Here is a 13,367-nt window from a genome sequence, read left to right on the forward strand (position 1 = left end):
GGCTGATCGAGAGCCCAACAATAAGAGTGCAGCGCAATGAATCTGAGCAAGGTCGACCTCAACCTTTTCATCGTCTTCGACGCGATCTACACCGAAGCCAACCTGACCCGCGCCGGGCAGATTGTCGGCATTACTCAACCGGCGGTCTCGAACGCTCTGGCCCGTCTGCGCGAGACCTTCAATGACCCGTTGTTCGTGCGTACCGCTCAGGGCATGGTCCCGACGCCCATGGCGCAGAACATTATCGGACCGGTGCGCAACGCCCTCTCCTTGCTGCGGGTGTCGGTGCAGGAAAGTCGTATTTTCAACCCGTTGCAGGCGGTCAAGACGTATCGCATCAGCATGACCGACCTCACCGAAGCGGTGATCCTGCCGGCACTGTTCCAGCGCCTGCGGCGCCTGGCGCCGACGGTGATCATCGAAAGCTTTCTGTCCAAGCGCCGCGAAACCACCAAGGAGCTGGCGGCCGGGCGTCTCGATTTCGCTGTCGACGCGCCACTTAACACTGATCCGCAAGTGCGCCACGTCAAGTTGATGGAAGACCGTTACGTGTGCGCCATGCGCAAGGGCCATCCGCTGGCGGGCAAAGAGAAATTCACCCTCGATGATTATCTGTCGCTAACCCACATTCATATTTCCAGCCGCCGCAGCGGTCTGGGCCATGTCGACCTGGCCCTGGGCAAAATGGGCATCCAGCGCAAGATCGCCCTGCGTTCCCAGCACTACTTGATGGCTTCCCAAGTGTTGCAGCAGACCGACATGGTGATGACCGTGCCGGAACGCTTCGCCCGTCGCCATGACCTGTACTCGGTGAACCTGCCGGTCAACGATGTGCCGCCGGTGGAAACCCACCTCTACTGGCACGAAAGCACCGACCAGGACCCGGCCAACCGCTGGATGCGCGAGCAGATGATCGAGTTGTGCCAGCAAGTGACGGCACATGAGAAGAAGCTCGATAAGATGTAGGAAACACCTGATAGACGAAGGATCAGGGCGCGATGCTTGACGTAAACGTCAACCTGCCATTAGCTTAGCGCCATGACCTTTTTCGAGCGCTTCCATGAGCAGCCAGACCTATAGCATTTCCGACCTCGCCCGCGAGCTCGACATCACCACCCGGGCCATTCGCTTTTATGAAGAGCAAGGCCTGCTCAGCCCCGAGCGACGCGGTCAGGAACGCATCTACTCGCCCCGTGACAAGGTCAGCCTGAAGCTGATCCTGCGGGGCAAGCGCATTGGTTTCTCCCTGGCCGAATGCCGCGAGTTGATCGAACTCTACGACCCCACCGGCGGCAATCAGAAACAGCTGCAAACCATGCTGACCAAAATCGCCGAACGTCGTGAACAGCTAGAGCAGCAAATGCTTGACATCGAACAGATGAAGCTGGAACTGGACACCGCGCAAGAGCGTTGCACCCAGGCGCTGGAACAGACCATCAAGAGCCAGCAGCTCGTGTAGGAGCTGAGCTCCTACAGGGTTCTGTGAACATTCATACAATTTCAACAGGTCCATTGCCATGTCCCTACCCACTCACGTACGCCTGGTCGAAGTCGGCCCACGCGACGGTCTGCAAAACGAAGCCCAACCCATCAGCGTTGCGGACAAGGTGCAACTGGTCGACGCGCTGACCGCCGCCGGTCTCGGCTATATAGAAGTCGGCAGTTTCGTGTCGCCCAAATGGGTACCGCAAATGGCCGGTTCCGCCGACGTCTTCGCGCAGATCCAGCGCAAGCCTGGCGTGACTTATGGTGCACTCGCCCCCAACCTGCGCGGGTTTGAAGACGCCATCGCGGCCGGGGTCAAGGAAGTCGCGGTCTTCGCCGCCGCGTCGGAATCGTTTTCCCAACGCAACATCAATTGCTCGATCAGCGAAAGCCTGGAACGTTTCGTGCCGATCATGGACGCGGCCAGGCAACACGGTGTCAGCGTGCGCGGTTACGTGTCCTGCGTGCTGGGCTGCCCTTACGAAGGTAACGTTGCGCCTGCGCAAGTCGCTCGGGTCGCTCGCGAGCTCTATGCGATGGGCTGCTATGAAGTTTCCCTGGGCGACACCATCGGCACAGGCACCGCTGGCGCGACCCGCAAGATGTTCGACGTGGTGTCGGCCGACGTACCCCGTGAAAAACTGGCCGGGCACTTCCACGACACTTATGGCCAGGCCATGGCCAACATCTACGCCAGTCTGCTGGAAGGCATCTCGGTGTTTGACAGCTCCATCGCCGGCCTCGGCGGCTGCCCGTACGCCAAGGGCGCCAGCGGTAACGTCGCGACCGAAGACGTGGTTTACCTGCTCAACGGCCTGGGTATCGAAACCGGTATCGACCTGGACGCCTTGATTCTGGCCGGCCAGCAAATTTGCACGGTGCTGGGGCGAGCGACCGGTTCGCGCGTGGCCAAGGCTCGTAGCGCACAGTAAGTGCGCGGATGTGTCCCGGTGTTACCGCTGTGTCTGAAACGTGGGGCGCAAGCGAGTAACACGGAAACAAATTGTCGGGTTTTGACTGAACGAAAAATCCGACAAAAACTTAAGCTATTGATTTTAAAGGCTTTTAAAAAGTTGGCACGCCTTCTGCTATCTCTATTGCATAACAAGAACAAAAAAAGCGGCAAACCTAATAAAAATAAGACGTAACGACTCTGACATAACAAAAACAACACGGCAGAGACGCAGCTAACAGATTTTTTTGGAGAGGATGTGCTTTTCAGGGTGCTTTTCGGAGTAACCCGCAACCGGGCAGAGAACAATAAAACTACCTTCAGGTAGCTCCCGAACTGGTTGGATCGCTTAGCGAAAAAGTAGATCAGCGCTCAAAAAAATACGTTTGCTCTTGATCCCGGATGGGGATCGACAAAAACAGCGGTAAAGGGTCACGGTTTCCAAAAACAACAACAGACCGCCCCTCAATAATAAAAAAAGAGCACGCGCAACGACAAAATTAAAGGGGAGCCTCGGCTCCCCTTTGTGCTTTCTGGCGTTTGTAATTTCCAGCGCCATCCCCTGTGGGAGCGAGTTCGCTTCTCACAGGGGATTATCGTCAGATGTTAATGTTCTTCAGCTCCTCGATACTGATCTCGCGCATCCGAAACTTCTGAATCTTCCCGGTCACCGTCATCGGAAACTCCTCCACGAATTTGAAGTAACGCGGTGTCTTGAAGTGCGCGATGCGCTCCTTGCACCACGCTTGCAGCTCCTGCTCGGTAGCACTGTGGCCCGGATGGAATTTGATCCACGCGACAATTTCTTCGCCATACCGCGAGCACGGAATCCCGATCACTTGCACATCCGCCACCGCCGGATGGGTAAAGAAGAACTCTTCCAGCTCCCGCGGGTAAATATTCTCACCACCGCGAATGATCATGTCCTTGTTACGTCCGGCAATGCATACGTAGCCTTCGTCGTTCATGCTCGCCAGATCACCGGTGTGCATCCAGCCAGCCTGGTCGATGGCTTCGGCGGTGCCTTGCGGGTTGTTCCAGTAACCGAGCATCACGCTGTAGCCGCGGGTGCACAGTTCACCGATAGTGCCGCGCGGCACGAGATTGCCCGCCTCGTCGATGATTTTGCTTTCCAGTTGCGGCTGGGTGCGGCCGACGGTGGTGACGCGCAATTCCAGTTCGTCTGACGGACCGGTCTGCAACGACACCGGACTTGTTTCCGTCATGCCGTAGGCAATCTGCACTTCGCTCATGTGCATGTCACTGATGACCCGACGCATCACTTCGATCGGACAGGTCGCCCCGGCCATGATCCCGGTGCGCAGGCTCGACAGATCGAACTCCGCACGTTTTGGCTGATCGAGCATAGCAATGAACATGGTCGGTACGCCGTAAAGCGCGGTGGCCTTTTCTTCGGCGACGGTGGTCAGGGTCAGCAATGGATCGAACGCATCGTTGGGGTAAATCATGGTGCTGCCGTGGGTCATGCAGCCGAGGTTGCCCATGACCATGCCGAAGCAGTGATACAGCGGCACCGGGATGACCAGGCGATCACTCGCGGTCAGGCCGAGGCTTTCGCCGACCATGTAACCGTTGTTCAGAATATTGTAGTGACTGAGGGTCGCACCCTTCGGGAAACCGGTGGTACCGGAGGTGTACTGGATGTTTACCGCCTGGTCGAAATGCAGGCTGTGTTGACGTTCGCTCAACTGCTCGGCCGACACGCTCCCCGCGAGATCGGTCAATTGTGACCACGGCAGGAAACCCGAGGGCGGCTGAGCATCAAGGCTGATGACACCGCGCAGCTCCGGTAGTCGTTCGCTCAGCAATTTTCCGATGGATTGCTCGGCCAGCTCGGGAACGAGGCCTTGCAGCATCCCGTGATAGTCGGAGGTCTTGAAGGCGCCTGCGCAGACCAGCCATTGGCAACCGGATTGCTTCAACACATATTCGAGTTCGGAGCTGCGGTAGGCCGGGTTGATATTGACCAGAATCACGCCGATTTTCGCGCTGGCGAACTGACTGATACACCATTGGGCGCAGTTCGGTGCCCAGATACCGAGACGGTCACCGGCCTGCAAGCCCAGCGCCAACAATGCTCTGGCGTGCAGATCCACGGCTTCGGCCAGTTGCTGCCAGGTGTAACGCAACTGCTGATGGCGCACGACCAGCGCCTCCCCGGTCGGGTACTGAGCGACAGTGTTATCGAACGCCTGGCCGATGGTCATCGCCAGCAAGGCTTTGTCCTGGGAACCACGGGTATAACTGCGCTGCGGGCTTGCACTGGGTTGATCCATGACGACCCCTATTGTCTTTTTTAGTGGGTTGTTGGAACGAGGCATGGCGAGCCCCGATCATTCAGAACTGGATCTACTCTCGCTCAAGTTGACGTTAACGTAAAGGGTGATTGACAGCCATTCGTCACAGGCTTACGTTAACGTAAAGGTGAGAACCACATCACGGCCCTCCCTACCCTACAAAAAAGCCAAAAGGTGACCCATGAGCTACCCATCCCTGAACTTTGCCCTCGGTGAAACCATCGACATGCTGCGCGATCAGGTTCAGTCCTTCGTCGCCAAAGAGATCGCACCACGCGCTGCTCAGATCGACATCGATAACCTGTTCCCCGCCGACCTGTGGCGTAAATTCGGCGACATGGGCCTGCTGGGTGTGACCGTCCCGGAAGAATACGGCGGCGCTGGCCTGGGTTACCTGGCCCACGTGGTGATCATGGAAGAAATCAGCCGCGGTTCGGCCTCGGTCGCCCTGTCCTACGGCGCGCACTCCAACCTCTGCGTCAACCAGATCAACCGCAACGGCAATCACGAACAGAAAACCAAATACCTGCCGAAGCTGATCAGCGGCGAACACATCGGCGCCCTGGCCATGAGCGAACCGAATGCCGGTTCCGACGTAGTGTCGATGAAACTGCGTGCCGACAAACGCGGCGACCACTACGTCCTGAACGGCAGCAAGACCTGGATCACCAACGGCCCGGACGCCAACACCTACGTGATCTACGCCAAGACTGACCTGGAAAAAGGCCCCCACGGCATCACCGCGTTCATCGTAGAACGTGACTCCAAAGGCTTCAGCCGCAGCAACAAATTCGACAAGCTCGGCATGCGCGGTTCCAACACCTGCGAGCTGTTCTTCGACGACGTTGAAGTGCCGGAAGAAAACATTCTCGGCGTGCTCAACGGCGGCGTGAAGGTGCTGATGAGCGGCCTCGATTACGAACGCGTTGTCCTGTCCGGCGGCCCGACCGGGATCATGCAGGCCTGCATGGACTTGATCGTGCCGTACATCCACGACCGCAAGCAGTTCGGCCAAAGCATCGGCGAATTCCAGCTGATCCAGGGCAAGGTCGCCGACATGTACACCCAACTCAACGCCAGCCGCGCCTACCTCTATGCGGTAGCGCAAGCCTGCGAACGCGGCGAAACCACCCGCAAGGACGCCGCCGGGGTGATCCTTTACAGCGCCGAACGCGCCACACAAATGGCCCTCGACGCGATCCAGATTCTCGGTGGCAATGGCTACATCAACGAATTCCCGGCCGGTCGTCTGCTGCGTGACGCCAAGCTGTACGAAATCGGTGCCGGCACCAGTGAGATCCGTCGCATGCTGATCGGTCGCGAACTGTTCAACGAAACCCGCTAAACGGAGCTGTCCATGGCTATCCTGCATACCCAGCTCAACCCCCGTTCGGCGGAGTTCGCGGCCAACAGCGCGGCGATGCTCAAACAGGTCGACGACCTGCACACCCTGCTCGCTAAGGTGCAGCAAGGTGGCGGCCCGAAGGCGCAAGAGCGCCACACCTCGCGGGGCAAACTACTGCCTCGTGAACGGATCAATCGCCTGCTCGATCCGGGTTCGCCGTTTCTCGAGATCAGCCAATTGGCGGCCTACGAGGTTTATGGCGAAGACGTTCCGGCCGCTGGCGTGATTGCCGGGATCGGCCGTGTGGAAGGCGTCGAATGTATGATCGTCGCCAACGACGCCACCGTAAAAGGTGGCTCGTATTACCCGCTGACCGTGAAAAAACACCTGCGAGCCCAAACCATCGCCCAGCAGAACCGCTTGCCGTGCATCTATCTGGTGGACTCTGGCGGCGCCAACCTGCCACGCCAGGATGAAGTGTTCCCGGACCGTGAACACTTCGGACGGATCTTCTTCAACCAGGCCAACATGAGCGCCATGGGCATCCCGCAAATCGCGGTGGTCATGGGTTCCTGCACCGCCGGTGGCGCGTACGTGCCGGCCATGGCCGACGAAGCAATCATGGTGCGCGAGCAAGCGACGATTTTCCTCGCCGGCCCGCCACTGGTAAAAGCCGCCACGGGAGAAGTGGTCAGCGCCGAAGACCTCGGCGGGGCCGATGTGCACTGCAAGATTTCCGGAGTTGCCGACCATTACGCCGAGAGCGACGAACACGCCTTGGCCATTGCGCGGCGCAGCATCGCCAACCTCAACTGGCGCAAACTCGGTGAACTGCAACAGCGCACACCCATCGCCCCGCTCTACAACAGCGACGAGCTCTACGGCGTGGTGTCGGCGGATGCCAAGCAACCATTCGATGTGCGTGAAGTGATTGCGCGGTTGGTGGACGGTTCGGTGTTCGACGAATTCAAAGCACTGTTCGGGACGACCCTGGTGTGCGGCTTTGCTCACTTGCACGGTTACCCGATCGCGATCCTCGCCAACAACGGCATTCTGTTCGCCGAAGCCGCGCAGAAAGGCGCTCACTTCATCGAGCTGGCCTGTCAGCGCGGCATCCCGCTGCTGTTCCTGCAAAACATCACCGGTTTCATGGTCGGCCAGAAATACGAGGCCGGCGGCATCGCCAAGCATGGCGCAAAACTGGTGACCGCCGTGGCGTGCGCCAAGGTGCCGAAGTTTACTGTGATCATCGGCGGCAGTTTCGGTGCCGGTAACTACGGCATGTGCGGCCGGGCTTACGATCCACGCTTCCTGTGGATGTGGCCGAACGCACGCATCGGCGTGATGGGCGCCGAGCAGGCCGCGGGGGTTTTGGTGCAGGTTAAGCGCGAGCAGGCCGAGCGCAGTGGTCACAGTTTCAGTGCCGAGCAGGAAGCCGAGATCAAGCAACCGATCCTCGACCAGTATGAAGAACAGGGTCATCCCTACTATTCCAGCGCCCGGTTGTGGGACGACGGTGTCATCGACCCGGCGCAAACCCGCGATATATTGGCCCTGGCCTTGTCGGCGTCGCTGAATGCGCCTATCGAACAGAGCCGCTTCGGCGTGTTCCGGATGTGATCGGGAGAAAATCATGAGCGACTTCAACACCCTCGAACTGCTGACCGACCCGCGTGGTTTTGCGACCCTGTGGCTCAGCCGTGAAGAAAAGAACAACGCCTTCAACGCCGAAATGATCCGCGAACTGATCCTCGCGCTGGACAAAGTGTCGAGCGATGCCAGTCTGCGTTTCCTGTTAGTGCGTGGACGCGGCAAGCATTTCAGCGCCGGCGCGGATCTGGCCTGGATGCAGCAATCGGCCGAACTCGATTACCACACCAACCTCGACGACGCCCGAGAACTGGCGGAGTTGATGTACAACCTCGCCAAGCTCAAAGTCCCGACGCTGGCGGTGGTGCAAGGCGCTGCATTCGGCGGTGCACTGGGCCTGATCAGTTGCTGCGACATGGCCATCGGCGCCGATGACGCGCAGTTCTGCCTGTCGGAAGTGCGCATCGGCCTGGCCCCGGCGGTGATCAGTCCGTTCGTGGTGCAAGCCATCGGCGAACGCGCGGCACGTCGCTATGCGCTGACTGCCGAGCGTTTCGGCGGACAACGAGCGCGGGAAATCGGTCTGTTGTCGGAGAGTTATCCGATCGCTGAACTGGAACAGAAAGTCGAACAGTGGATCGACAACCTGTTGCTCAACAGCCCGGCCGCCATGCGCTCCAGCAAGGACTTGCTGCGCGAAGTCGGCCACGGCGCGCTGACCCCGGCACTACGCCGCTACACCGAAAATGCCATCGCCCGAATTCGCGTCAGCCCCGAAGGTCAGGAAGGCTTGCGGGCCTTTCTGCAAAAACGTCCGCCGAGCTGGCAAGCCGAAACCACCACCAAGGAGCCGCGTTGATGAGCGCACCTGTTCTCACCACCCTGCTGGTGGCCAACCGCGGCGAAATCGCTTGCCGGGTGATGCGCACCGCCAAAGCCCTGGGCCTGACCACCGTGGCCGTGCACAGCGCCACTGACCGTGAAGCCCGACACAGCCGCGAAGCGGATATCCGCGTCGACCTCGGTGGCAGCAAAGCCGCTGACAGTTACCTGCAAATCGACAAACTGATCGCCGCCGCCAAGGCCAGCGGCGCTCAGGCGATTCATCCGGGTTATGGCTTTCTTTCCGAGAACGCCGGGTTCGCCCGCGCGATTGAAGAAGCTGGGCTGATTTTCCTCGGCCCGCCCGCCTCGGCCATCGACGCGATGGGCAGCAAATCCGCCGCCAAAGCCTTGATGGAAACCGCCGGCGTGCCGCTGGTGCCTGGCTATCACGGTGAAGCTCAGGACCTCGACACTTTCCGCGACGCCTGCGAACGCATCGGTTATCCAGTGCTGCTCAAGGCCACCGCGGGCGGTGGCGGCAAAGGCATGAAAGTGGTCGAGGACGTCAGTCAACTGGCCGAAGCCCTGGCCTCGGCCCAGCGTGAAGCGAAATCCTCGTTCGGCGATTCGCGGATGCTGGTGGAGAAGTACCTGCTCAAACCGCGTCACGTGGAAATCCAGGTCTTTGCCGATCAGCACGGCAACTGCCTGTACCTCAACGAACGTGACTGCTCGATTCAGCGTCGGCACCAAAAAGTCGTTGAAGAGGCACCCGCGCCAGGCTTGAGCCCGGACCTGCGTCGCGCCATGGGCGAAGCCGCCGTGCGTTCGGCACAGGCCATCGGGTATGTCGGCGCCGGCACTGTGGAGTTTCTGCTGGACTCTCGCGGTGAGTTCTTCTTCATGGAGATGAACACACGCCTTCAAGTCGAACACCCGGTCACCGAAGCCATCACCGGCCTCGATCTGGTGGCCTGGCAGATTCGGGTGGCCCGTGGCGAAGCGCTGCCGATGACTCAAGCCGAGGTTCCGCTGATAGGCCATGCCATCGAAGTGCGGTTGTATGCCGAAGACCCGGGCAATGATTTCCTGCCGGCGACCGGCCGACTGGAGCTGTATCGCGAATCCACGCAAGGTCCGGGACGGCGGGTGGACAGTGGCGTCGAAGAAGGCGATGAAATTTCACCGTTCTACGACCCGATGCTCGGCAAACTGATTGCCTGGGGCGAGGATCGTGAACAGGCGCGACTGCGGCTGCTGAGCATGCTCGATGAGTTTGCCATTGGCGGGCTCAAGACCAACATCAACTTCCTGCGTCGGATCGTCGGCCATCCGGCGTTTGCTGCGGCCGAACTGGATACCGGGTTCATTCCGCGTTATCAGGAAGAACTGCTGCCAGTCACCTCGGACCTCAGTGACGAATTCTGGCAAGCCGCCGCCCAGGCGTTTGCCCAAAGTCAGCCGAGTTCTCCACGAGCCGATGACCCGGTTTCGCCTTGGGCCAACAGCAATGGTTTCCGTGCCGGACTGCCGACAGAAATCACGCTGCATTTGAGTTGTGAAGGCCAGGATCGAGCGCTGACATTGGGCGACGCTGATGCCCACACCGCTCAACTCAAGGGCGAGCAACTGCTGACCGAGCACAACGGCCTGCGCCGTCAGCATCGGGCAATCCGCCGGAGCGACGTTCTGTATCTGCAATGGGAAGGTGAATTGCGCCGCATCGAGTCCTACGACCCGATCAGCGCCGTCGAGGCCAGTCACAGCCATCACGGCGGGCTGACCGCCCCCATGAATGGCAGCATCGTGCGGGTACTGGTGGAAGCCGGACAAACGGTAGAAGCCGGGGCGCAACTGGTGGTGCTGGAGGCGATGAAAATGGAGCACAGCATTCGTGCGCCACACGCTGGGGTGATCAAGGCGCTGTATTGCCAGGAAGGCGAGATGGTCAGTGAAGGCAGTGCGTTGGTGGAGTTGGAAGAAGCGTGAAATGAAGATCGGTCCTACGCTTTGCGAGGACCGATCTGATTAGAATTTGGCGGTTGCCTGAACCACTACGCCGATAATTCGGCACTCTTCGGTGAAGATAGCCTTCGGATAGGTCGGATTGAGCGGGACCAGGTAACGCTGCCCGCCCTCTTCGATCAGCTTGCGAAAGGTCGCCTCGGCGCTGTCCGGCCAGTGGGCAATCACCAACTTTCCGGGTTCCGGCACAATGGCCGGGTCCACCAGGATCATCATGCCTTCGGCAATGCTGATACCCGTGGGCGCGGTCATCGCATCGCCCACCACACTCAGCCAGAAGGCCGGGCCTTGGGCGTGGTAGTCGGTCAGCTCAAAGCGTTCCTCCTTGCGATACACCGTCAGCTCACCATCGCGCAGCTGCGCCGGCTCCTTCCAGTCACTGACCGGGTAGCGGAAGTACGGGTTGTACTTCAGCGCCAGAGGCATCTCCTCCTCTTCCAAGATGAGTGGTTCGCGGATCACCAGCGCCACTTCGAGAAAGTCCATGCCCAGCGCCTTCAACACACGGTTCATGTTGACGACGCCGGGGTCGCGGCGTTTGTTCAGCCAGTGGCCGACGCCGCCCTGGGACATCCCGAGGCGATCTGCGAGTTCTTCTTGAGTGACTTTGAGTTCACTCATCTTGGCCTTGACCAACTCAATCCATTTATCCATGTGCGGCACGATACGTGGGCGCCTCCAGCCGTCAAAACACAAATTGTAGTATTTAATCTCTCGTCATAAATACAGTACGTACTAGGATTGGTTCACGGATCTGAATCTATCACGGAGTTTGCCATCGCCATGTCCATCCCCTGCAACGACCTGCCTGACATGCAAATCGACACTTCCCTCACCTCGCCAAAAGGCTCTGCCGCCGCGCAACGAGCACTGGACTATTACTTGAAACCAGCTGTTTCAGAGGAAGTGGTCGAAGAACGTTTCTTTGACGTAAACCGCAACATCAGCTGCGAAGAGGCGCTGGTCCATGCCACGGACTTGCTACGTTGTGCCGCCGCCATCGCGTACGAGTCAGCCAGCAATTTACAGGGCGCAAGTCGGGACCTGGCGTTTTCGGCGGTGCACATGATCGATATGGCCAGGGCGATGGTAGATCGATCCCTGGAGGGCGATCAGAACGGGTGATACGCGGGTGCTTGCGAGGAGGACAGGAAAGACTTTTCCAATCAGGCAGATAAAAGCATTTGACTTGCAAACGAGAATGATTATTATTGCATGCAACTGGTCGCGAGATCAGTCGATTGTCCAAGTGACCTTAGGTCGGTCTCCTGGACTATCTCCTCATCAGGCTAATCACGGTTTTTGACCCGGCTTTTTGCCGGGTCTTTTTTTTGCCAGTTATTCTGGCTTTACCTTCAGGCTAATGAAGTCTTTAGGTGCTGCAAATTCGAATGGCGCGGATGATATCAAAAGAATATCCGTTGGCAAGAGAAGCCCGGCATCATTGGCCCAAACCAATCAAAAATAGCGCTTGAGAATCAATCGCACAGTCTCTAAGCTGCGTCGGCGTCAAGGAGGACGCCCCCCGCTTCAGGCCAGAATTTCCCCCGGTTTTACCCTTCCCAGCGTGTAAAGTAACAGCCATAAAAATCATATTCAGGAATCGACTATGGCCGTGGCTAAATCCTCTTTCGACATCAGTGCCAACTTCGACAGTGGCAACATTGAAGTGCTGGACATCAGCAATCCATTGCAAGCCCTGCTGGCCATCAAGCCAGACACTCGCAGCCAACACTTTCAGTGGTTCCACTTCAAGGCCAGCGGTCTGCACGTCGGTCAGGAACACTGGTTTCGTCTGAACAATGCCAGCAAGTCCTCCTACAACAAAGCCTGGGATGGTTATCAGACGGTGGCGTCCTACGACCACGTCAACTGGTTCCGGGTGCCGACCATTTTCGAAGGTGACTGCCTGCGCTTCAGCCTTGAAGCCACCGCCACCCACGCCTGGTTTGCTTACTTCGAACCCTACAGCCGCGGTCGCCATGACTGGTTGATCGAGCAAGCGCTGACCAAGGCCGGCACCGAACTGCTGGCCACCGGCAAGAGCGTCGAAGGTCGAGACATCCAGCTGCTGCGTAAAGGCACGGGCGCCGAAGGTCAGCGCAAGGTCTGGATCATTGCCCAGCAACACCCCGGCGAACACATGGCCGAGTGGTTCATGGAAGGCGTGATCGAACGTCTCGAAAAACACGACGATCCGGTATTGAACAAACTGCTGACAAGCGCCGATCTGTATTTGGTGCCGAACATGAACCCGGACGGCGCTTTCCACGGTCACCTGCGCACCAACGCCATGGGCCAGGACCTGAACCGCGCCTGGCAGAGCGCCAACCAGGAAATCAGCCCGGAAGTGCTGTTCGTTCAGCAGCAGATGGAAAAGTACGGCGTCGACCTGTTCCTCGACATCCATGGCGATGAAGAAATCCCCTACGTGTTCACCGCCGGTTGCGAAGGCAACCCAGGCTACACGCCACGGATCGAAAAACTCGAAGAGCATTTCCGCAGTCATCTGAAGCACCTGACCAAGGACTTCCAGACCAAGCACGGCTACACCCGCGACGAGCCGGGCAAAGCCAACATGACCCTGGCGTGCAACAGCGTCGGCGAGATATTCGACTGCCTGTCGCTGACCCTCGAAATGCCCTTCAAGGACAACAACGATGCGCCGAACGCCCTGACCGGCTGGTCCGGCAAGCGCTCGAAGCAGTTGGGCAAGGATGTGCTGACCACCGTTGCGGATATGGTCAACACCTTGCGCTGAACACGCAGAATCAAAAGATCGCAGGCTTCGCCAGCTCCTACGCCGACCGTGTGAACCGCACGAATC

General features: G+C 58.8%; 11 protein-coding genes. 9 read left to right on the plus strand and 2 right to left on the minus strand.

Annotated features, from left to right (window positions below; genetic code table 11):
* The first annotated feature begins 36 nt into the window (after positions 1-36).
* The 3 genes from QFW87_RS19560 to QFW87_RS19570 all read left to right on the plus strand — a co-directional run bounded on the left by QFW87_RS19560 (position 37) and on the right by QFW87_RS19570 (position 2,417).
* Positions 37-966 (plus strand): LysR family transcriptional regulator, encoded by a 930-nt coding sequence (locus tag QFW87_RS19560; RefSeq protein ID WP_283180940.1) that lies wholly within the window; start codon positions 37-39, stop codon positions 964-966.
* A gap of 94 nt (positions 967-1,060) precedes the next feature.
* Complete coding sequence (locus tag QFW87_RS19565; RefSeq protein WP_283180941.1) at positions 1,061-1,459, plus strand: MerR family DNA-binding transcriptional regulator; 399 nt, start codon at positions 1,061-1,063, stop codon at positions 1,457-1,459.
* 58 nt (positions 1,460-1,517) lie between these two features.
* On the plus strand, positions 1,518-2,417 hold the full coding sequence (locus tag QFW87_RS19570) for a hydroxymethylglutaryl-CoA lyase (protein WP_283180942.1): 900 nt from the start codon (positions 1,518-1,520) through the stop codon (positions 2,415-2,417).
* A gap of 619 nt (positions 2,418-3,036) precedes the next feature.
* Here the strand turns inward: QFW87_RS19570 and QFW87_RS19575 are convergent.
* The gene (locus tag QFW87_RS19575; protein WP_283180943.1) at positions 3,037-4,734 is read right to left on the minus strand and encodes an AMP-binding protein; all 1,698 of its coding nucleotides are present in this window, start codon (positions 4,732-4,734) and stop codon (positions 3,037-3,039) included.
* A 202-nt stretch (positions 4,735-4,936) separates the two neighbouring features.
* On the opposite strand from QFW87_RS19575, the gene QFW87_RS19580 reads away from it, so the two are divergent.
* The 4 genes from QFW87_RS19580 to QFW87_RS19595 are packed head-to-tail and all read left to right on the plus strand — an operon-like array spanning position 4,937 to position 10,504.
* Positions 4,937-6,100, plus strand: a complete 1,164-nt coding sequence (locus tag QFW87_RS19580; protein WP_129436997.1) for an isovaleryl-CoA dehydrogenase — start codon at positions 4,937-4,939, stop codon at positions 6,098-6,100.
* 12 nt (positions 6,101-6,112) lie between these two features.
* Positions 6,113-7,720, plus strand: a complete 1,608-nt coding sequence (locus QFW87_RS19585) for a carboxyl transferase domain-containing protein (RefSeq protein ID WP_283180944.1) — start codon at positions 6,113-6,115, stop codon at positions 7,718-7,720.
* A 13-nt stretch (positions 7,721-7,733) separates the two neighbouring features.
* A complete protein-coding gene (locus QFW87_RS19590) occupies positions 7,734-8,549 on the plus strand; it encodes a gamma-carboxygeranoyl-CoA hydratase (protein ID WP_056740299.1) in 816 nt (271 codons plus the stop codon).
* The gene (locus QFW87_RS19595; protein ID WP_283180945.1) at positions 8,549-10,504 is read left to right on the plus strand and encodes an acetyl/propionyl/methylcrotonyl-CoA carboxylase subunit alpha; all 1,956 of its coding nucleotides are present in this window, start codon (positions 8,549-8,551) and stop codon (positions 10,502-10,504) included. Before QFW87_RS19590 ends, QFW87_RS19595 begins: the two co-directional genes overlap by 1 nt.
* A 39-nt stretch (positions 10,505-10,543) precedes the next feature.
* Here the strand turns inward: QFW87_RS19595 and QFW87_RS19600 are convergent, their stop codons facing one another.
* Positions 10,544-11,194: a S24 family peptidase gene (locus tag QFW87_RS19600; RefSeq protein ID WP_283180946.1), complete on the minus strand. Its 651-nt coding sequence runs from the start codon at positions 11,192-11,194 to the stop codon at positions 10,544-10,546.
* A 129-nt stretch (positions 11,195-11,323) separates the two neighbouring features.
* Between QFW87_RS19600 and QFW87_RS19605 the strand changes: the two genes are divergently transcribed.
* Both QFW87_RS19605 and QFW87_RS19610 read left to right on the plus strand, forming a co-directional pair.
* Complete coding sequence (locus tag QFW87_RS19605) at positions 11,324-11,665, plus strand: DUF3077 domain-containing protein (RefSeq protein ID WP_046047549.1); 342 nt, start codon at positions 11,324-11,326, stop codon at positions 11,663-11,665.
* A gap of 484 nt (positions 11,666-12,149) precedes the next feature.
* Positions 12,150-13,301: a M14-type cytosolic carboxypeptidase gene (locus QFW87_RS19610; protein WP_283180947.1), complete on the plus strand. Its 1,152-nt coding sequence runs from the start codon at positions 12,150-12,152 to the stop codon at positions 13,299-13,301.
* Positions 13,302-13,367: the final 66 nt, after the last annotated feature.

Source organism: Pseudomonas sp. PMCC200344 (assembly GCF_030053095.1).
In the GTDB taxonomy this organism is placed as follows: Bacteria; Pseudomonadota; Gammaproteobacteria; order Pseudomonadales; family Pseudomonadaceae; genus Aquipseudomonas; species Aquipseudomonas svalbardensis.